Consider the following 19,816-nt stretch of genomic DNA (forward strand, 5'->3'; position numbering starts at 1 on the left):
AATAAGACAATCAATATTAGGTCGTGGCGAACTGCCTATAGCAGTGGTAATTAATTGGAGCATAAATGAGACCTTCTGCGTATTTCGAAGGCCCGGTAGGGAAGTTAAATTGGCATGTTTTAAGATTATTATGGCCATATTTATTAGAATTTAAAGCACGAGTGTTGTTAGCAATGATTTGCTTAATCGTTGCTAAAATTGCGAGTGTTGCACTGCCATTTATTCTGAAGGAATTAGTCGATACGCTTGATAAGCAATCTTCAGCCCAGCTCATCGCAGTTCCTGTTGGATTGGTGCTAGCTTACGGCATGGTACGTTTGCTGAATGTTATAATTGGCGAGATAAGAGATACGTTATTTGGCCGTGTTACCGAACGCGCTATTCGCCGCCTTGGAAGAGCCGTTTTTGAACATTTACATCGGCTCGATCTTGATTTTCATTTAGATCGCCGTACTGGCGGCCTGTCTCGTGATATTGAACGCGGCACAAGTGGCGTCAGTTTTTTAATGCGCTTTATGGTATTTAATATTGTGCCAACCCTGCTTGAGATTGCCTTAGTGATCGGTATTTTCTTTTATAACTATGGCGCCAGTTTTGCACTGATCACTTTATTTTCTGTGGTGGCCTATATTGGTTATTCAATTGTGGCGACAGAGTGGCGCACGGGTTATGTGCGCGATGCTGCGAGAGCTGACTCGCTGGCTAATACGCGTTCAATCGATAGCTTGTTAAATTATGAAACTGTAAAATATTTTAACAATGAAGAATTTGAGTCACAACGGTATGATTCCGCACTTGAACAATGGGAAGTTGCAAAGCGAAAAAACCGTTTATCATTGTTTGCTCTTAACGGTGGACAAGCATTAATTATTGCTGTTGCGATGACGGCTATGATGGCGCTGGCGGCTTATGAAGTGAGCCAAGGCTCGATGACAATTGGTGACTTTGTTCTCATTAATGCTTTTATGATGCAGCTGTTCATTCCATTAAATTTTTTAGGCTTTGTTTACCGTGAGATCCGTGGAGCATTAGCCAATATTGAGCGTATGTTTGATATTTTAGACAAACAACCACAAGTGTTAGACCGCGTCGATGCTATTGAAGCCAGTCCAACTGTCGGGGCAATAAAGTTTACTGATGTGAGCTTTCATTACGACCAACGCGCTATTTTAAACAGCGTTAGTTTTGATGTGCCAGCAGGGAAAAAAATTGCCGTAGTGGGCGACAGTGGCGCAGGTAAGTCAACTATCATTAAACTGTTATTCCGCTTTTATGATGTTGACCGTGGGTCTATCACTATTGATGGTATTGATGTGCGTCAACTTAGCCAACAGGCCTTACGAAGAGCCATCGCAGTAGTACCGCAAGATACTGTGTTATTTAATGATTCTATTTATGAAAATATTAGGTATGGCCGCTCAAATGCTACCCATGATGAGATTCTCGCGGCGATTAAATTGGCTCATTTGAGTGACTTTATTGAATCATTGCCGGATAAAGGTAACACCAAGGTCGGTGAGCGAGGATTAAAGCTCTCCGGCGGCGAAAAGCAACGAGTTGCTATTGCACGCGCGGTGTTGAAAGGAGCGCCTATTTTAGTGTTCGATGAAGCCACATCTTCATTAGACTCACGCTCAGAGCAAGCCATTTTGAGCGCCTTGCGAGATGCAGCCAAAGGCCATACAAGTTTAGTCGTCGCCCATCGTTTATCGACCATTATTGATGCTGACCAAATCGTTGTATTGAGTAAAGGTAAGATTGTTGAACATGGAACTCATACCAGTTTGTTAGCTCAACAAGGGCTTTATGCTCGGCTTTGGCATATTCAACATGAACAAAAAGATCTGCCAAATGATTAAGGATTGGTCAATGGATATCGCGCTATGATGTTGTCGGGTAAAATACTGTCGTTGCCACAAATAAAAATCTCTCTATAGCGTAAACACTCAGTATCTGACTACTTTAACAGCGCTGAGTGGTGTTTAAATCGTCTGGATATATTTAACGCGAATGAATCTTTTGACGACAGTGATCAACGCAGTTAATCTATAGCCTAACTTGTGGGTTATTTATTCCAGATAACTTTATTTTTCAATCAATTGGATTTTATCAAAGGTGCGAATTCGTGTATGGAGGTGACTTGTGCATAATATTGCGTTAATTGCGGCGCTAGAAGGCACCCGACATCAAGTGACAACCGATTGGTTTGCTATTATGGCAATGCTTAAAACGCGTAACATGTCTGATGATGCTATTAAAATAGTTTATAACGACTTATGTGCCGGTTTGAGAGTAACGACTCGAGGACTCACTTTAGCTAAAGCAATGAACAAAGACCTTGATAAAAACATTATTAAACAAAGTGATGATCCGCAGGACATGCTTTCTTAGTTTACATCGCGTTAATCAACTTATGTTGGTTCATTGATTTGCACATTATGCAGATAAAGTGATATCAACGGATGTATTTTGACATGTTCAAATGACTTTAGTCGCTAGTATTTGGCTGGTTTACGGTATCAAATACTTGGAAGAAGATAGGAATTATAGTGAGTTGATTCAATGGTGACGAGTGCTGCTACTAATGATCAAAAGCTTACTTTTTCTGCCAACCAATACAGACCATTTTTATGAGTGCAGCTGGAGAAGGATCTAAAGTTAAGCGTTTGATTTTTCCTTGTTCAAAACACACAAATTCACCTTCGATTTCTGTCATCCGATTACAGTTTCTGCAGCTTAAACTTAAGCTTTTGACATTTAGATCTGCTGCATTCGTTTTTATGTTCAACACGAAATCCCCTGAATTGATGCCTCTTTAAAATCACATTAAGACTACTTACTGTGATCGATATCAAAATATATTGTACACCTATTCTTAACTTCGGCAAAGTAATCCGCTCAGCGCATCCCAGTTATTCACTGGGGTTGAGGTTTAATTTATTGCATATGTCGGTAATGTTTATCGAGAGTGACCGCTACACCCGTTGATTGCACTATTCGGGCATGATGGCGGGTTAAGTATCTTGGGTCGGTTACACCACATGAATGTGCGATCATGGTTAAATCGTAATGTAAGAAATGATTGTAGTTTGCGACGCGTGCAGATTTATCTTTTGGATCCAAGCCTTTTTGCAATCGTATATTGTGAGTGGTTATACCGGTTGGGCAGGTGTCTCGGTTGCACTGTAACGATTGAATGCAGCCCAAGGCAAACATATTTCCGCGAGCTGAAGCAATAAAGTCGGCACCGGTGGCTAATGCCCATGCCACGTATGACGGCATGATCATTTTACCGGTCGCAATCACTTTAATACGTTGTTTAAAGCCGCGTTCATTAAGTAAATCAACCAGTAACGGTAAACTTTGGCGCAATGGTAAGCCGACATTATCCATTAAGGCTTGTGGTGCCGCGCCCGTACCACCATCGGAACTGTCTAAGGTAAAAAAGTCTGGCGCATATTCAATACCACGACGTTCAATTTCATCTAGAAATTCAGTAACCCATGACATGTCACCTAATACCGCTTTAATACCGGTTGGTTTACCGCTGATATCTCTTACTTGATTGATCATATCGACAATGTCAGCAACATTATGTAATTCAATGTGGCCATTGGGGCTTATGGAGTCTTGTCCTGCTGGGATACCGCGAATAGCTGCGATTTCTTCGGTGACTTTTATCGCCGGTAAAATACCACCTTTGCCAGGCTTAGCACCTTGGCTTAATTTAATTTCGAACATTTTTACTTCAGGATGAGCGGCAATATCGGTCAGTTTTTGTGGGTCTAAATGACCATTCTCGTTACGCACACCATATTTAGCGGTACCTATCTGAAACACTAAATCACAATGTCCCTTTAGATGATAAGGACTTAACCCACCTTCGCCAGTATTGAGCCAACAGCCTGCTTTTGCTGCACCATGGGATAGTGCTGTAATGGCTGGGCGAGACAAGGCACCAAAGCTCATGGCCGAGATATGGCAAATTTTATCGGTTGTGTAAGGGTGTTTACATTCAGGACCAATGATTACTGCGATGGTTTGGTGAGTGTCATGATCACTGACGGGGAATGCTGAGTTCATGAACATTACCGCACCCGGTTTATCCAGAACTTGTGTCGACCCAAACGCAATTGTCCTGTCAACATTTTTAGCTGCGCGATATACCCAACTACGTTCGGCTCGATTAAACGGCAGTTCTTCGCGATCTTGAGAAAAAAAGTATTGTCTAAAAAACTCACCTTGTTTTTCAAATATATATCGAAATCGACCGATAACAGGGTAGTTGTGTCGAATGGCTTGTTTGGTTTGCAGTTTATCAGCGATAAACATGTAAATTACAGCGATCAGTAATAACCAAAATAACACTAAGAAAAGACCAGAAAAAATATCTATTCCCCACATGAACCAATGTTGTTGCGGCATGTTGTTATTCCTATTTGGCTATCAATCTGATTACCATATTAGCAGATGTTCATTTGGGCAAGTTAAATTGATGATGTTAATCAACAGGCTATTCTTTAGTAAAATTGATATAAATAAATTTCTCTTAATTGTTTTAATTTATGACTTTAGAAATGAGTTTTTTGGTCGATAATTAAGCTATCGGTCATTGTATGCGAGCTAATATCATGGAAATTAAACAATCAAATAGCAGTAATGCCAGTCCACTGCGTGACAATAAAACAGTTAATACATCGCAAACTTCATCAAGCCACCAAGCTGAAAAAAATTCCCCGGTTGAGCCTAAGTTAACCAGCAATCAGCTAAGTCGACAAATGATGAATAATTCGATTTTAGCGGCGCAAGAAGAAGTCAGTATTGCTGCGGGTGATAAGTCTATGGCATTACTTTACCGTGCCGCGATTGAAGCCATTAATGAAGAGCTTGCGCCAACACTGGGGGAGAACTCAGTCCAAAAGAGTATTGAAAGTGGAGTGGATTACTCTCCTGAAGCGACAGCCGATCGTATTGTCAGCTTTGCCACAAATTTCTTCTCGGTACATCAACAACAAAATAAATCCATGGGGTTTGATGAGCAAGTTAGCAGTTTTATGGTGAAAATTGGTGATGCTATTGATCAAGGTTTTAAAGAGGCTAGCGATATCTTATCTGGGCTCAAAGTATTAGAAGGCGATATTGCAGCAGGAGTCGATCAAACCTATGAGCTCATACAGCAAAAACTTGCTCAGTTTCAACAAGACCGCCTAGATGGCCATTCAGCTAAGCAAGATTCATCAACTACGTAAACTTAGCTCTGTTCTTTTAAGTGAGTTAATCGCGTGTGATTATTCACTATAGATATAAATCGGGGAGGCTTTTAATTAAGCAAATATCTGTATAGATTGGTATTATAGTAAATACATACGCCAGTCTAAAAGGAACAAAGTCATGTGGATTACCGGTACCGTGCTAAAACGCATTGATTGGAATGATAAATTATTCTCGTTGCGTATCAAAGCCGATGTCGAACCTTTTATCGCAGGTCAGTTTATTAAGCTCAGCCAAATGCGTGATGATAAACGTGTCGCGCGTGCGTATTCGCTTGTAAATCCCCCCGGGACTGATTATGTCGAGGTGCTGGCTGTTGCGGTAGAGGATGGTCAGTTATCTCCAGATCTAAAAGCATTAAGCCCAGGTGATACCATTCAAATCACGCCCAAAGCGACCGGTTTTATGACCTTAGATGAGGTGCCTAAAGGGGCATTGCAAGGTAAACACTTATGGCTGTTATCAACAGGCACTGCAGTGGGGCCTTTTATCTCTATGCTTGCAACCGATGAGCCTTGGCAACGCTTTGAAAAAGTCGTGCTAGTTTATGGTGTAAGACTTGGTGAAGATTTAGCTTATTTAGAAACGATTAAACAGTTTATTAGTCAATATCCTCAGCAGTTTGTGTTTATTCCCATTGTGACCCGTGAAGATTATCCCGAAGGCTTATCATGTCGTATTCCTGATGGCATTAGCAGCGGATTAATTGAACAGAAAGCAGGCTTAGGGATTAATGCGGAACATTCTCAAGTGATGATTTGTGGTAACCCAGGAATGATAAATGATGCGCAAACCGCTTTAGTTGAAAAAGGCTTAGTAAAAAATCTTCGACGAGCGCCTGGACAAATTACGGTCGAAAAATACTGGTAATGTTTTGGTCAATCATAATTCCATGATAGTGGCTTAAGCTTGCCATATTGGCTTACAGCATAACAATTTGATGTTTTAGCCTTGGCGTTTTAACCGCTGAATGTGAAACAGCACTTGCTCCTTTTGATATGATCACTTACCCTGTTGCAATTGATAACCATTATCAATTGCGCCGGTGGCGGCGGAATATTGATTCAGTTAAGGAGCGTTGATTAATGAAATTGCTAAAAAGTGTCGCATTATTAGGCTTGGCTTGTGTTGCTTCTTCTGTGAGTGCTGCAGATGCATTAACGGTTTATTCTTATCGCCAAGCTTTCCTGATTGAACCTATTCTAGAAAAGTTTACCGAGCAAAGTGGTGTCGACGTAAAGGTTGTTTTTGCTAAAGATGGCATTGCAGAACGTATGGTGCGTGAAGGTCGCCTATCTCCCGCTGACGTGGTGTTAACATCTGACTTCTCTCGCTTAATGGAATTAGTGGAAAAAGATCTTGTTTCTCCCGTCGACAGTGCGGTGATTAATAGCAATATTCCCCCTCAATATCGGTCACAACATAACAATTGGTATGCGCTGACGATGCGTGTTCGTAATCTGTATTCTTCAAAAGAGCGTAGCGGTAAAATTGACATCGATTACGAAGACTTAGCTTCAGCAGAATACAAAGGTAAAATTTGTACCCGCAGCGGTAAACACCCTTATAACGTCGCATTAGTGGCGTCGATGATTGCCCATGACGGTGAAGCGAAAACGAAAACCTGGTTAGAAGGGGTAAAAGCTAATTTAGCTCGTAAGCCTCAAGGCAATGATCGTGATCAAGTATTAGCAGTTAAAGAAGGCATGTGTGACATTGCTATCGGTAACAGCTACTACTACGGCAACATGCTGATGGATAAAAATCAGAAAAGCTGGGCTGAAGCGGTTGAAATTAACTTTCCTAATCAACAGAACCGTGGTGCTCATGTAAACGTATCAGGTATGGCATTAGCCAAACATTCACCGCATAAAGATAATGCGATTAAGCTAATGGAATTTCTTACTTCAAACGTTGCACAGAAAATGTATGCTGAAGTTAATATGGAATATCCGGTAAAGGCTGATGTCGAACCGTCTGAATTAGTGGCGTCATGGGGTGATTTTAAAGCCGATAGTTTGCCTATCTATAAGTTGGCTGAATACCATCAAGACGCTGTAAAACTGCTTGATGAAGTGAAATTTGATCTTTAATTGAAGCTTGTTTAAACATTATCAGCGCATTATCGATATGATTGATAGATTGATAGATTGATAGATTTATTGATGGTGCGCTAAGTTAACTCGGTATTATTTATGATTTTAGGTTTAACCAGAAGCTGGTCGCTTGCTGGTTATTTTATTACGGCAATATTAATCTTGCCACTGATTGCCTTAATTGTGCAGTCCACTCTTCCTGATCAAGCTGTATTTAGCCATTTATTCAATACAGTGCTACCGACATACATAGTCAATAGTTTATTGCTTATGTTGTTGGTTGGACTCGGAAGCCTACTTTTAGCGATTCCTGCTGCTTGGTTAATTGCCCGTTGTGACTTTCCCTTTCGCCGTTACTTTCAATGGCTACTCCTTCTCCCGTTAGCGATGCCAGCCTACATTGTGGCTTATGTTTATACCGACATGCTTGATTATGCAGGTCCGGTGCAACGTGTATTGAGGGCTTGGTTTGACTGGCAATCTCCCCACGACTATTACTTTCCCGCGATACGCAGTCTTGGCGGAGCAGCGATAATATTATCGTTAGTATTGTTTCCTTATATTTATTTATTAGCGCGTACTGCGTTTATGGAGCAGTCTTCCAGTTTGTTATATGCATCGCGTGTCATGGGATGTAGTCCGTGGCGCAGTTTTTGGCGTCTTGCGCTGCCAATGGCAAGACCCGCTTTGGCTGTCGGCGTTGCACTTGTGGCAATGGAAACCGCAGCAGACTTTGCCACCGTGAGTTATTTTGCTGTACCGACATTAACCACAGCAGTTTACGACACGTGGCTCGGCTATGGCAGTTTAACCGCGGCAGCAAAGCTGTCAGCCATTATGCTGTTAGTGGTATTTTCTATGATTGGGGTTGAGCGTTTTGCCCGGCGGAAACAACAATTATTTCAAAAACAATCTTCTCTTAATGAAGCTGACAGATATGTGTTGTCACCAAAAATGGCTTGGGTCGCATTAGGCTATTGCGCTGTTTTGTTATTTACAGCCTTTTTATTACCTTTCATTGTGTTGTGTGGATATGCTATCGATTATTTCAATGAAAGTTGGGATGTTCGATTTTGGCAGTATAGCCTAAACAGTTTATATATTGCCGCTATTGTCAGTGGTGTGTGCGTAGTCCTATCATTGATATTAATGTTTGTACGCCGTGTGAGTCCGCGACAAAGTGATCAGCTTCCCGCAAGATTGAGCAGTACTGGTTATGCTTTACCGGGAACGGTGTTGGCGATTGGTGTATTAGTACCTCTGACGCTTATCGACTTTGCGATTAACGATATTTACGATTGGTTTGGCGCCCAAGGCCCAGGTTTATTGCTGACTGGCAGCGTGTTTGCACTGATTTTTGCTTTTTGTGTTCGTTTTATTGCTATATCCATCGGCAGTTTAGAAAACAGTTATAAACGTATTTCCCCTTCTTTAGACATGGCGTGTATTACCTTAGGACGAACGCCTACTCAGCTACTATGGCGAGTACATTTGCCTTTATTACGCAAAGGGATTTTTGCCGGTGCTTTGTTAGTGTTTATTGAAAGCATGAAAGAATTACCCGCAGCGTTATTATTGCGTCCTATAGGATTTGAAAACTTGGCGACTTATGTTTTCCAATTTGTCTCAGATGAAAAACTAGAACATGGCGCATTGGCCGCTATTGTGATTGTGTTAGTTGGGCTTGTACCCTTGATTTATCTTAATCGCTCTTTGGAGCAACAAGGCTAATTATGTCAACCTTAACCATTGAAAATGTTTGCAGCGATTATCACGGTCAAGTGGTGTTGCGCCATTTAGATCTTACCTTGGCGCAAGGTGAAATTGTCGCATTATTAGGCCCCAGTGGCTGCGGCAAGACAACACTGCTGCGCGCGATTGCGGGCTTACAAGCCATTAGCCAAGGTTGCATCAGCATCAATGGGCAAACGCTGAGTGGTGATGGTGTGTTTGTTGCGAGCGAGCAACGTGGTGTGGGAATGATTTTTCAAGACTATGCCTTATTTCCGCACTTAACCGTGGCAGACAATATCTTATTTGGGGTTAACGAACTCAATCGTACTGCGCGGTTAGCTCGATTAGAAGAAATGCTCGAGTTGGTTAAATTAACCGGGTTGGCATCGCGTTACCCGCATGAATTATCAGGCGGTCAACAGCAACGAGTGTCGATTGCACGTGCATTGGCATATCAACCAGAATTATTATTGCTAGATGAACCTTTTTCCAATATCGATGCGCAAGTTCGTAACGATATGATGTTAGAAATTCGCGCCATATTGAAACAACGTAATGTCAGTGCCGTGTTTGTGACTCACAGTAAAGATGAAGCATTTGTGTTTGCAGATAAACTGGCTTTATTTAAGGATGGCGCCATTATTCAGCATAGTAAAGCCGAAACCTTATACAGTGCACCAACTGATCGCTACGTTGCCGACTTTTTAGGCGCAGGTAATTATTTACCTGTTACGGTCACCTCCAGCCATCAAGTGCACTATTCCTTGGGCGATCTTAGCAGCACAGAAGCATTGTCTTTACCTGTTGGCAGCCAAGGGCAATTATTATTGAGACCACAGCAAATTGAGTTACATCCTTGTATCAATGGCCGAGGATGCATTGTCGAAAGGCATTTCCTTGGTACGGTATGTCATTATCAGGTCCAAATTGGCGATGATATTTTGGACGTCAGTAGCCAATCAACGACGTTAATGCCCGGTCAACGAGTGGACATAAATATTACAGCGCATCCACTGGTGATTTTTAATTAACTATCAATGCTGTAATTTTAATTGTCCAGCCTGCAGTGAACCTTAGTTCGGGGAAAGTGGTTATCAAATTACCCTTTGTTTGCTAAAAGTGTTGCTAACAGTACGTTATTAACTTGTAATAACGCTGCTTTAAACACCCCAGCAATAAGATACTTACCTCATGCTTGCAAAATAATGGCTAATTTTACGATGACATAGGCTAAATATCTGATTTAGGGCTTACTTTTTGGCCCTTAACTCTAGTGAGTTCGTTAACAATTGTAATGAATGATCAAGCTGTTATCTGCACGAATATGAATACAATATGTATTACAAACGGGCTAAATGTGAGTACACTTCAAGTAATTTAAATTTGATTAAGTTAATCTAATGATTAGCTTAACTGGTAAGAGATGTTAATCGCCGTCGAATAACATCAAAACGTTAAATTATCACCGTTTAGGCCGACATTTAGTATTAAGATGGATGAAGTTAATATGGGTAACCAAGTTATGCCTCGTGAACAGTTAGGAATTTGCGCAGAAGGGAATTTACACAGTGTGTACTTGATGTTTAATGCCAACGATGGTGTTGAAGATCAGTTACGCCCATCTATTGCTAATGTAGCGCAGTATATTTATGAACTCACGGATCAATATGCCGACAGTGCTTTTAATGGCTTTGTGGGTATTGGGGCTAATTTTTGGGATACCTTTTATCCAGAATCTCGCCCTGCATTATTAAAACCTTTTCCGGCCATGAGTGAAGGTAACCGTGATGCACCTGCAATGGAATATGATCTGTTTATTCATATCCGTTGTGATCGCTATGATATTTTGCATCTTGTCGCCAATGAAATTAACCAAATGTTTGAAGATTTGGTCGAGTTAGTCGATGAGGAACGTGGCTTTCGCTTTATGGACAGTCGTGACTTAACTGGTTTTGTTGATGGTACTGAAAACCCTAAAGGACGCCATCGTCAACAAGTTGCACTTGTCGGTGATGAAGATCAAGAATTTGTCTCTGGTAGTTATGTTCATGTTCAAAAATACATGCATAACTTAAGTAAGTGGCATCGTTTACCGCTTAAAAAACAAGAAGATATTTTTGGTCGTACCAAAGTTGATGATATTGAGTATGAATCAGAAGATAAGCCATTAACCAGCCACACAAAACGAGTTAACTTAAAAGATCCACACGGTAACGCATTAGAAATTTTACGTCAAAGCATGCCATATGGTTCGATTAGAGAACAAGGATTGATGTTTATTTCAGTATGTCGTACACCGGATCACTTCGAACAAATGCTCCGCAGTATGGTGCACGGTGATGGTCACGGGAATCATGATCATTTGATGTTGTTTACTAAAGCGCTGACTGGGTCGTCTTTCTTTGTGCCATCATTGGATTTTTTAACTCAATTTGATGATGCGTAAACGCCAGTTTTAGGTAATAAAAAAGCAATGCCATGGCATTGCTTTTTTATTGAAATGGTTTTTTATTCACTATAGTTGAATAAAGATCTAACCGTTTCTAATGTCTCATCAATGGTTTTAATACTTGCTGGACAGATGAAAATAGTATCATCACCGGCAATAGTACCTAATATCCCTTCTGGTTTGCCTATTGAATCGAGCAAACGGGCGATTAATTGCGCAGCACCAGGGCTAGTTCTTACCACGATCATGGCTTGGTTATGATCGACATCCAATACCAAATTTTTAACTGGGCTACCCGCAGTAGGTACGCCTAGCTCGGCAGGGAGGCAATACACCATCTCTTGCTTAGCGTTGCGAGTGCGTACAGCACCAAATTTGCTGAGCATACGTGATACTTTAGATTGATTAATATTACCGAATCCTTCGGCTTGAAGCGCATTAACAATCTCGCTTTGGCTTCCAAAACGTTCTTCTTTGAGAATCGCTTTAAAAGTGCGTACGAGCTCATCCTGATTTCTTGTCGCTGGCATAGTGATAATTCATCTTATAGTTGTTATTCAAAAATCTAGCACATTTTGAATAGATTGACTTATTAAGTCAAGAAAGAATCAGATTTATTGAATAAAAATTCATTTTTTAATGGAACTTTAAACTGACACTAATAACTAATCCGGCGACTCATTTAAACCATAGGCTTTAGGATAAGGGTAACGATTGTTTTGTCAGTACCAATAGCGTATCACCATTTATAGACAATAGATTGAGTTTTCCTTTAGAGAAATCAACTTGTTCTACCAATGAAATCGCTTGCATCAGTTCAGCTTCTTGGGTGATTAAACTATCGATACAGGCTTTCATAGTCGAACCTGATGGTGCAAGTTGAAGCAAGTGACCTTGTTGGGCGTAACGACCAAAAAATTGATTACAGCTATTATTACCTGTCAGTTCACCGTTTGGAGCAAAAACTAAATTTGCTGGGCTATTATTAATGGTAGGAGTGTCGAGGACGACTTCTACATGCCAAGTACCAATTAATTGTTCATTTGAGACAATTTGAGTGTGGCTTTGACAAGCACTAAGGCCTAAAAATATAACAGTGGCGCCGAGAATATGCTTTATCATGTTGAGAGATTTCCATATACCAAAAAATTGCCGTTATTCTACTACTTGAGTGTGAATAAGAGCGTAAATAATTGTAATGTTTTGGATTAATGAACATTATTTAACGTATTAAAGAGTCGCAAATGATCAAATTAGTTAAAGTGTTACATTTCGTCGGTTTAATCATGTTGTTGGTGGGTGTCGGCTTATATTGGCAAAGTGATATCGGTCAACAAGTCAGTGGGATGTTGGTCATTGCTTCACTCATTGGCGTGGGAACACTAATTATGTCTCCGCTGCCCGTTGCGCTAGTGATAGAATGGGCTAAGAAACAATCTCCCAATTCAGGGTCAAAGGAATAATCATTGTCATTTATTATCCGTAAGGCGTTATTAACCGATGTTGCTGCTATTGTGCAGTTAGAACGAGCCCATGTTGATGATGAGTTGGTAGGTTCAAATAGCCAACTTCATGCTCATTCATTTACCAAAGCAGAGGTGAGCCAGTTGATAAATCAACATTGGTTTATCGTAGCTGAAGAGCAAGGGGTGATCATTGGATATGTGATGGCGGCAAAATGGTCATTTTTTTCCTCGCAACCATTGTACCGACATATTATTCAAAAACTTAAGTTTGCCGATTTAAATGGACAAGCTTTATCGACGACTAACACGTGCCAATATGGACCCGTTTGGATACAAGAATCAAAACGCGGCCAGGGAGTTTTTTCGGCGCTGGTTACCGAATTAAAAAAACAAGTGGCAGATACCTTTCCATTTATGGTGACGTATGTTGCCGCTGACAATGCGCGTTCGTTGGCAGCACATCAACAAAAAGCCGCAATGACAGAGATTGATCAATTTCGTTTTGAACAACGTGATTATTGTTTACTGGCCACAGCTAATATTACGTGATCGTTATACTAAGGGGTGTTGATAAAGTGGTTATTTATGAGGAATATTATGAGTACTAACTTTGAAGCACTCTTTTCACCCTATTTGGATTTAAGATTATCTGCATTTGACAATATGAAGCTAATAGCCGCGGTGTTGACTGATGCGACAGAGTTGTATGAGTGTGTTGAAGCCGATTTACAAAATCCAGATGATCCGCAATTGCAGCAATCGGGGTATTTTGTGCGCTGGCAAGACATGTGGCTATTTTGTGGCGTAACCAATAATTATCAAGCAGCGATTACGCTATTTACCGATGTCGAGCGGATTAACTTAGCGTCTATCAATGTCAAAGTAGTGCCCGTAATGACAATGCAACAAGTGTCGTTTATGTGTATTGAAAGTTCACATTTCGATCATTGTTAACGAGTTCGATCACCTTGTACTTATGCTGACTTAGTTTGATTACGCTTAAGTCTATTTGGGCTAAATTTATTGGTGTGCAATAGCCTTGAGAGGCTTTAATACGATCTAGATTTTGTCTGAGTTTGGCTCATTGATCTTATTGAGTTAGATTATTAATCTAGATTATTTATCGGGATCATTGAGCTGCATCAACACTAGTGGTCGTTGTTCACTGTGATAGCGACGATACAACTGAGTGATGTCTGCTGGTATCGCTGATAAATCATTTTGACCTATCACGACATTTTGATCTATAACGATAAAGTGCTGCTGTTGATATAAGCCAATTAACCACGGATGAGCAAACAAGAAGCAATTTTTAGCGGTTAATTTGGGCGCGATAAATTTCAATAACTGAGTTGAAAGCTGTTGTCCACGGTAGTCAGGGTGAACCAATAATCCATTGATTAATTGATATTGGCCAATAGGTTTAACTCTTACCGCAGCGATTATTTTTTGCTGGCTTATATCAACTTCATCAGTAGCTGGTGGGCTTAGATGATGAATGACAGCCACAAACTCTTTCTGAGCTAATCGAGCATACGGCATATGTTGACGATAGAATAACTTGATTGCAGACCACTGTTTAATGGCTGGCAAGTTAATGGCTGGAATGTTAGTAACAGGGCTGTTTATCGCACAGGGGTTAGTTGCCGTTGATGGCTGGTGGTTTGCTGTTATCTTTGTGTTTAGCCAAGTGGGTTGATACATAATCTGAGCCATTGTTGAGATTAATTGTTGAGATTAAATGTTGAGATTAAATGTTTAGATCAAATCATTGTATTGCCAATGATAGATAAAATAAAACCGCCAGTTGGCGGTTTTATTTTTTATCGTGTTAGCTTAATACAGACACTAGCTTAAGACGATAATTATGCTGGCTGATTATAAACCTGCATCTGCACGAAGTGCTTCAGCTTTATCAGTCGCTTCCCAAGGGAAGATATCTCGGCCAAAGTGGCCATAAGCAGCAGTTTGCTGATAGATTGGGCGTGCCAAATCTAGCATTGCTGTTAAGCCGTATGGACGTAATTCGAAGTGTTGACGTATTAATTTAATCAATACTTCTTCTGATACTTTACCGGTACCGAATGTTTCAATACTAATAGACGTTGGCTCTGCAACACCAATAGCATATGACACTTGTAGCTCACAACGGTCAGCTAAACCAGCAGCAACGATATTTTTAGCTACATAACGTGCAGCATAAGCCGCGCTACGGTCTACTTTTGATGGGTCTTTACCAGAGAAAGCACCACCACCGTGACGAGCCATACCGCCGTAGGTATCTACAATAATTTTACGACCTGTTAAACCACAATCACCAACAGGGCCACCAATCACAAAGCGACCAGTAGGGTTGATAAAGTATTTAGTGTCTTTGTTTAACCATTGAGCAGGTAATACCGGCTTGATGATAGTTTCCATTACCGCTTCAATTAAATCAGCTTGACTCACGTCTTCACGATGTTGAGTAGATAATACAATCGCATCAATACCGATGATTTTGCCATCATCATAAGCAAACGTTACCTGGCTTTTAGCATCTGGGCGTAACCAAGGTAGTGTGCCGTCTTTGCGTACTTCAGACTGACGCTTAACTAATTTGTGCGCGTAAGTAATCGGTGCAGGCATTAATACATCAGTTTCATTGCTGGCATAACCAAACATTAAACCCTGATCACCAGCACCTTGCTCTGCAGGGTCTGAACGATCAACACCTTGATTGATGTCTGGTGACTGTTTGCCTATGGCATTAAGTACCGCACATGAATCAGCATCAAAACCCATATCTGAATTGGTGTAACCGATTTCGCGTACGGTTTTACGGGTAATTTCTTCAATGTCTACCCAAGCAGAAGTGGTGACTTCACCGCCCACTAATACCATACCGGTTTTGACATACGTTTCGCACGCAACACGAGCCTTTGGATCTTGCTCAAGTATTGCGTCTAATACCGCATCAGAAATCTGATCGGCGATTTTATCTGGATGACCTTCTGAGACAGACTCAGAGGTAAACAAGTGCTTTGCCATAATAGGAGAATCTCGTTGGTTGCATTTGAATATACGTCTAGACGTCTATTTTAGTCGAAATCTAATTTGATAACACCCCTTTGTACGAATTTAACTGGAGAATTGTGCAATGGAGCATAATTTTTTTTGTTAATCATAGATATGTTTATACTGGTGAAAAATCAAGTGTTTGATTCATATTGCTTTATTTAAATGCTCATCGACTTGCGCGGTGTATTTATCATAAAAATAGACAATGTTTTTGATAGATTAGAGATTATATTGCCTAATCAGAGCCATAGCTCTGCCAATCACGATACTTTTTATTTACAAGTGGCAATAAATAATTACTCTGTATTTATCTCATGTTATGGTCATGCTGACCATTTGATGCTGTATTTACGATGTTTATTTATTGGCATTGTATGAAATCACCGTTTATTTAACGGTTAAAAAGAAACCCGAAAAATTTTAATTTGCGTCACATCGCCTTGTAGGGGAAAATATGGCTTCACAATTGCCCGTTAGACCTTACAAACAAGCAGGAGAGAGCATGTCATCTCGTAAAGTACTCGCTAACGCTATTCGCGCCCTAAGTATGGATGCGGTTCAAAAAGCTAACTCTGGTCATCCAGGTGCCCCAATGGGGATGGCAGATATCGCCGAAGTGCTATGGAATGATTTTCTAAAGCACAATCCAACTAATCCTAACTGGGTCGATCGCGATCGTTTTGTTCTGTCAAACGGTCATGGCTCTATGCTTATATACTCTTTATTGCATTTAACTGGCTATGAATTGCCTATTGAAGAGCTAAAGCAATTCCGTCAGCTGCATTCAAAAACGCCTGGTCATCCTGAATATGGTTATACCCCTGGTGTTGAAACTACAACCGGTCCTTTAGGCGCTGGTTTGAGTAATGCTGTTGGTATGGCTATTGCGGAAAAAACCTTGGCGGCTCAGTTTAACCGTCCAGGCCACGACATCGTCGATCACTTCACCTACTGTTTCTTAGGTGATGGCTGTTTAATGGAAGGTATTTCTCACGAAGTCAGTTCATTAGCCGGAACATTAGGCCTTGGAAAGTTAGTCGCATTTTGGGATGACAACGGTATTTCTATCGATGGTCATGTTGAAGGCTGGTTCACTGATGACACTCCTAAACGTTTTGAAGCCTATGGCTGGCACGTTATTGCCGATGTAGATGGTCATAATCCTGATGCTATCCGCGCCGCGATTGAACAAGCTAAATCTGTAACAGATAAGCCATCGATGATTTGCTGTAAAACCATTATTGGTTTTGGTTCGCCTAACAAGTCGGGTAGCCATGATTGTCATGGTGCACCATTAGGTGATGCTGAAATTGCAGCCGCTCGTGAGTTCTTAAACTGGCCACACGCTCCTTTTGAAATCCCATCTGATGTGTATGCTGGTTGGGATGCTAAACATAAAGGTGTTGCTAACGAGTCATTATGGAATGACAAGTTTGCTGCTTACCAAGTTGCGTTCCCTGAACTGGCTGCAGAATATGAACGTCGCGTATTAAAAGGTGACTTACCTGCAGATTTTGAAGCAAAAGCACAAGCCTTTATCCAAGAAAGCCAAGATAAAGCCGAAGGTATTGCGAGTCGTAAAGCGTCTCAAAATTCAATTGGTTTCTTTGGTGCTATGTTGCCTGAATTACTTGGCGGTAGCGCTGACTTAGCCGGTTCTAATTTAACGCTTTGGTCTGGTTCAAAAGGTATTCAAGACGATCCTGCCGGTAACTACATCTATTACGGTGTACGTGAATTCGGTATGAGCGGTATTATGAACGGCGCGTCGTTACATGGTGGTTTTATTAACTATGGCGCAACTTTCATGATGTTCATGGAGTACGCACGTAACGCGGTACGTATGTCAGCATTAATGGGCATTCAAAACATTTTCGTTTATACCCATGATTCAATCGGTCAAGGCGAAGATGGCCCAACTCACCAACCGGTTGAGCAATTAGCTAACTTACGTTTAACGCCTAATATGGCTGTTTGGCGTCCATGTGATGCTGCGGAAACGGCAGTATCTTGGAAGGCGGCGATTGAACGTCGTGATGCACCAACTTCATTAATCTTTAGTCGTCAGGGTCTTAAGGCACAAGCGCGTACTGCTGAGCAATTAGCTAACGTAGCTAAAGGTGGTTATGTACTGTCTGATTGCCAAGGCACTGCTGATGTGATTTTGATTGCCACAGGTTCAGAAGTGCAGTTGGCGATGGATTCTGCCGCAGAGCTCACCAAACTAGGTCAAAAAGTGCGGGTAGTTTCTATGCCTTCTACGACTGAGTTTGATAAGCAAGATGCTGCTTACAAAGAATCTGTACTACCAAAAGGTGTCACTAAACGTGTTGCGGTTGAAGCGGCACATACTGACTTCTGGTACAAATATATTGGTTTTGATGGTGCTGTAGTGGGTATGACCACCTTTGGTGAGTCTGCTCCTGGTGGTGATTTACTTAAACATTTCGGCTTCACTGTTGATAATGTAGTAAAAACTGTCCAATCTTTAGGATAATCATCTGAGATTAAACACTTATCTATTAGGTGTTTAATCTGTATAATAACGGCCTGCAATACTATTGCAGGCCGTTTTTTTATCTCTTTAATTCACGTGAAATAATATATGCTAAGTCACTTATTAATAGATGTTTTTATCATAATTTGTTGAATAATAAGTGCTTCGGATAATTACTCTGGACCCTAAATGATTCGAGTTGCAATTAATGGTTATGGCCGGATTGGCCGCTCAATACTTCGTGCATTGTACGAATCTGGAAAACGTCAACAAATCCAAATTGTGGCGATCAATGAGTTGGCAAAGCCAGAAGCCATATGTCATTTAACTCAATATGACACGACTCATGGTCGTTTCAAGCATACCGTTAAGCTAAATGGTGATCAGTTGCTTATTGGTGATGACAGCATTTTGTTACTCAATCAACCCGATGCTAATTTATTGCCTTGGGCTGAACTTGATATCGATATCGTTTATGAAGCCACCGGCAGCTTAATTGATCGTCAAGCTTGCGAAGCACATATTCATGCAGGTGCTAAGCAAGTGCTGATAAGCCATCCTTCTTCTGCAGATGTTGATGAGACCATTGTATATGGTGTTAATCATGATTTGTTGCGCGCAGAGCATACCGTTATTTCTAACGCATCTTGCACTACCAATTGTATTGTTCCGGTTATCGATGTATTGGATAAACATTTTGAAGTCAAGAGTGGCGCCATTACCACTATTCACTCGGCGATGAACGATCAACAAGTGATCGATGCTTATCATGATGATTTACGTCGAACTCGTGCTGCTGGTCAATCTATTATTCCGGTAGACACAAAATTAGCGCGAGGCATTGAGCGTATTTTGCCGCACATGAAAGATAAGTTTGAAGCGATTTCTGTTAGGGTGCCAACCATAAATGTGACCGCGATCGACCTGTCTGTCACGCTAGAGAAAAAGGTCAATATTGAGCAAATTAACCGTGTGTTACAACTTGCGTCAAACGGCAGTTTTAATGGTATTTTAGGCTATACTGACGAGCCTCTGGTATCGTGTGATTTTAACCACGATCCACGTTCAAGTATTGTAGACGGAACCCAAACGCGTGTCAGTGCTGGCCACTTGGTCAAATTATTATTATGGTGCGACAACGAATGGGGTTTTGCCAACCGCATGCTGGATACTAGCTTAGCGATGATTCAAGTAAAGTTAGATCGATAATATCAACAGATTATGTCGCAATGGGTTAAGCCGG

The 19,816-nt window shown here is 41.0% G+C and carries 19 protein-coding genes; 13 read left to right on the forward strand and 6 right to left on the reverse strand.

Annotation, left to right across the window (positions count from 1 at the left end; genetic code table 11):
• The first annotated feature begins 65 nt into the window (after positions 1 to 65).
• Both AAEY97_RS12215 and AAEY97_RS12220 read left to right on the forward strand, forming a co-directional pair.
• Positions 66 to 1,859: an ABCB family ABC transporter ATP-binding protein/permease gene (locus AAEY97_RS12215; RefSeq protein ID WP_350979028.1), complete on the forward strand. Its 1,794-nt coding sequence runs from the start codon at positions 66 to 68 to the stop codon at positions 1,857 to 1,859.
• 283 nt (positions 1,860 to 2,142) lie between these two features.
• A complete protein-coding gene (locus tag AAEY97_RS12220; protein WP_101085312.1) occupies positions 2,143 to 2,391 on the forward strand; it encodes a hypothetical protein in 249 nt (82 codons plus the stop codon).
• A gap of 205 nt (positions 2,392 to 2,596) precedes the next feature.
• Here AAEY97_RS12220 and AAEY97_RS12225 read toward each other — a convergent pair whose 3' ends face one another.
• Both AAEY97_RS12225 and AAEY97_RS12230 read right to left on the reverse strand, forming a co-directional pair.
• Entirely contained in the window at positions 2,597 to 2,788 is a 192-nt protein-coding gene (locus tag AAEY97_RS12225) for a hypothetical protein (RefSeq protein ID WP_162023832.1), read from the reverse strand.
• A gap of 149 nt (positions 2,789 to 2,937) precedes the next feature.
• Positions 2,938 to 4,425 (reverse strand): FMN-binding glutamate synthase family protein, encoded by a 1,488-nt coding sequence (locus AAEY97_RS12230; protein ID WP_350999050.1) that lies wholly within the window; start codon positions 4,423 to 4,425, stop codon positions 2,938 to 2,940.
• A 206-nt stretch (positions 4,426 to 4,631) separates the two neighbouring features.
• On the opposite strand from AAEY97_RS12230, the gene AAEY97_RS12235 reads away from it, so the two are divergent.
• The 6 genes from AAEY97_RS12235 to AAEY97_RS12260 all read left to right on the forward strand — a co-directional run bounded on the left by AAEY97_RS12235 (position 4,632) and on the right by AAEY97_RS12260 (position 11,547).
• Entirely contained in the window at positions 4,632 to 5,249 is a 618-nt protein-coding gene (locus tag AAEY97_RS12235; RefSeq protein WP_192114233.1) for a DUF5610 domain-containing protein, read from the forward strand.
• Positions 5,250 to 5,391: 142 nt separating this feature from the next.
• A complete protein-coding gene (locus tag AAEY97_RS12240; protein WP_162023829.1) occupies positions 5,392 to 6,141 on the forward strand; it encodes a ferredoxin--NADP reductase in 750 nt (249 codons plus the stop codon).
• Between the two features lie 215 nt (positions 6,142 to 6,356).
• Positions 6,357 to 7,364, forward strand: coding sequence for a Fe(3+) ABC transporter substrate-binding protein (locus AAEY97_RS12245; RefSeq protein ID WP_350999055.1), 1,008 nt, complete (start codon positions 6,357 to 6,359; stop codon positions 7,362 to 7,364).
• A gap of 102 nt (positions 7,365 to 7,466) precedes the next feature.
• Positions 7,467 to 9,098 carry an ABC transporter permease gene (locus AAEY97_RS12250; protein WP_162023826.1) on the forward strand — a complete coding sequence of 544 codons (1,632 nt, stop codon included), beginning with the start codon at positions 7,467 to 7,469 and terminating at the stop codon, positions 9,096 to 9,098.
• Positions 9,098 to 10,132 (forward strand): ABC transporter ATP-binding protein, encoded by a 1,035-nt coding sequence (locus tag AAEY97_RS12255; RefSeq protein WP_350999107.1) that lies wholly within the window; start codon positions 9,098 to 9,100, stop codon positions 10,130 to 10,132. Before AAEY97_RS12250 ends, AAEY97_RS12255 begins: the two co-directional genes overlap by 1 nt.
• Positions 10,133 to 10,608: 476 nt before the next feature.
• Positions 10,609 to 11,547 (forward strand): Dyp-type peroxidase, encoded by a 939-nt coding sequence (locus tag AAEY97_RS12260; RefSeq protein ID WP_101085318.1) that lies wholly within the window; start codon positions 10,609 to 10,611, stop codon positions 11,545 to 11,547.
• A 62-nt stretch (positions 11,548 to 11,609) separates the two neighbouring features.
• On the opposite strand, the gene argR is transcribed toward AAEY97_RS12260, so the two are convergent.
• Entirely contained in the window at positions 11,610 to 12,080 is a 471-nt protein-coding gene (argR, locus tag AAEY97_RS12265) for a transcriptional regulator ArgR (protein ID WP_011636127.1), read from the reverse strand.
• 166 nt (positions 12,081 to 12,246) lie between these two features.
• The gene (locus AAEY97_RS12270) at positions 12,247 to 12,672 is read right to left on the reverse strand and encodes an META domain-containing protein (RefSeq protein WP_101085319.1); all 426 of its coding nucleotides are present in this window, start codon (positions 12,670 to 12,672) and stop codon (positions 12,247 to 12,249) included.
• A 122-nt stretch (positions 12,673 to 12,794) separates the two neighbouring features.
• Between AAEY97_RS12270 and AAEY97_RS12275 the strand changes: the two genes are divergently transcribed.
• Genes AAEY97_RS12275 through AAEY97_RS12285 form a run of 3 tightly spaced genes read left to right on the forward strand, consistent with a single transcriptional unit; the run spans position 12,795 to position 13,970 of the window.
• Positions 12,795 to 13,013 carry a hypothetical protein gene (locus AAEY97_RS12275; protein WP_101085320.1) on the forward strand — a complete coding sequence of 73 codons (219 nt, stop codon included), beginning with the start codon at positions 12,795 to 12,797 and terminating at the stop codon, positions 13,011 to 13,013.
• Between the two features lie 3 nt (positions 13,014 to 13,016).
• Positions 13,017 to 13,565: a GNAT family N-acetyltransferase gene (locus tag AAEY97_RS12280; protein ID WP_101085321.1), complete on the forward strand. Its 549-nt coding sequence runs from the start codon at positions 13,017 to 13,019 to the stop codon at positions 13,563 to 13,565.
• A 48-nt stretch (positions 13,566 to 13,613) separates the two neighbouring features.
• Positions 13,614 to 13,970, forward strand: a complete 357-nt coding sequence (locus AAEY97_RS12285) for a hypothetical protein (RefSeq protein ID WP_350999059.1) — start codon at positions 13,614 to 13,616, stop codon at positions 13,968 to 13,970.
• A gap of 162 nt (positions 13,971 to 14,132) precedes the next feature.
• Here the strand turns inward: AAEY97_RS12285 and AAEY97_RS12290 are convergent, their stop codons facing one another.
• Positions 14,133 to 14,720: a GNAT family N-acetyltransferase gene (locus AAEY97_RS12290; RefSeq protein ID WP_350999062.1), complete on the reverse strand. Its 588-nt coding sequence runs from the start codon at positions 14,718 to 14,720 to the stop codon at positions 14,133 to 14,135.
• 174 nt (positions 14,721 to 14,894) lie between these two features.
• Positions 14,895 to 16,046 (reverse strand): methionine adenosyltransferase, encoded by a 1,152-nt coding sequence (gene metK, locus AAEY97_RS12295; protein WP_162023823.1) that lies wholly within the window; start codon positions 16,044 to 16,046, stop codon positions 14,895 to 14,897.
• 532 nt (positions 16,047 to 16,578) lie between these two features.
• On the opposite strand from metK, the gene tkt reads away from it, so the two are divergent.
• A complete protein-coding gene (gene tkt / locus AAEY97_RS12300) occupies positions 16,579 to 18,573 on the forward strand; it encodes a transketolase (protein WP_101085325.1) in 1,995 nt (664 codons plus the stop codon).
• A 189-nt stretch (positions 18,574 to 18,762) separates the two neighbouring features.
• Complete coding sequence (gene epd, locus AAEY97_RS12305; RefSeq protein ID WP_350979034.1) at positions 18,763 to 19,782, forward strand: erythrose-4-phosphate dehydrogenase; 1,020 nt, start codon at positions 18,763 to 18,765, stop codon at positions 19,780 to 19,782.
• Positions 19,783 to 19,816: the final 34 nt, after the last annotated feature.

The organism is Shewanella sp. TB7-MNA-CIBAN-0143 (assembly GCF_040310065.1).
In the GTDB taxonomy this organism is placed as follows: Bacteria; Pseudomonadota; Gammaproteobacteria; order Enterobacterales; family Shewanellaceae; genus Shewanella.

Excerpts from the sequence above, each read along its gene's own strand:
- metK (WP_162023823.1), bottom strand. The coding sequence starts at position 16,046 with ATGGCAAAGCACTTGTTTACCTCTGAGTCTGTCTCAGAAGGTCATCCA.
- AAEY97_RS12215 (WP_350979028.1), top strand. The coding sequence starts at position 66 with ATGAGACCTTCTGCGTATTTCGAAGGCCCGGTAGGGAAGTTAAATTGG.
- AAEY97_RS12275 (WP_101085320.1), top strand. The coding sequence starts at position 12,795 with ATGATCAAATTAGTTAAAGTGTTACATTTCGTCGGTTTAATCATGTTG.
- AAEY97_RS12270 (WP_101085319.1), bottom strand. The coding sequence starts at position 12,672 with ATGATAAAGCATATTCTCGGCGCCACTGTTATATTTTTAGGCCTTAGT.
- AAEY97_RS12260 (WP_101085318.1), top strand. The coding sequence starts at position 10,609 with ATGGGTAACCAAGTTATGCCTCGTGAACAGTTAGGAATTTGCGCAGAA.
- AAEY97_RS12290 (WP_350999062.1), bottom strand. The coding sequence starts at position 14,720 with ATGTATCAACCCACTTGGCTAAACACAAAGATAACAGCAAACCACCAG.
- AAEY97_RS12230 (WP_350999050.1), bottom strand. The coding sequence starts at position 4,425 with ATGCCGCAACAACATTGGTTCATGTGGGGAATAGATATTTTTTCTGGT.
- AAEY97_RS12285 (WP_350999059.1), top strand. The coding sequence starts at position 13,614 with ATGAGTACTAACTTTGAAGCACTCTTTTCACCCTATTTGGATTTAAGA.
- epd (WP_350979034.1), top strand. The coding sequence starts at position 18,763 with ATGATTCGAGTTGCAATTAATGGTTATGGCCGGATTGGCCGCTCAATA.
- AAEY97_RS12250 (WP_162023826.1), top strand. The coding sequence starts at position 7,467 with ATGATTTTAGGTTTAACCAGAAGCTGGTCGCTTGCTGGTTATTTTATT.
- AAEY97_RS12240 (WP_162023829.1), top strand. The coding sequence starts at position 5,392 with ATGTGGATTACCGGTACCGTGCTAAAACGCATTGATTGGAATGATAAA.
- AAEY97_RS12235 (WP_192114233.1), top strand. The coding sequence starts at position 4,632 with ATGGAAATTAAACAATCAAATAGCAGTAATGCCAGTCCACTGCGTGAC.
- tkt (WP_101085325.1), top strand. The coding sequence starts at position 16,579 with ATGTCATCTCGTAAAGTACTCGCTAACGCTATTCGCGCCCTAAGTATG.
- AAEY97_RS12245 (WP_350999055.1), top strand. The coding sequence starts at position 6,357 with ATGAAATTGCTAAAAAGTGTCGCATTATTAGGCTTGGCTTGTGTTGCT.
- argR (WP_011636127.1), bottom strand. The coding sequence starts at position 12,080 with ATGCCAGCGACAAGAAATCAGGATGAGCTCGTACGCACTTTTAAAGCG.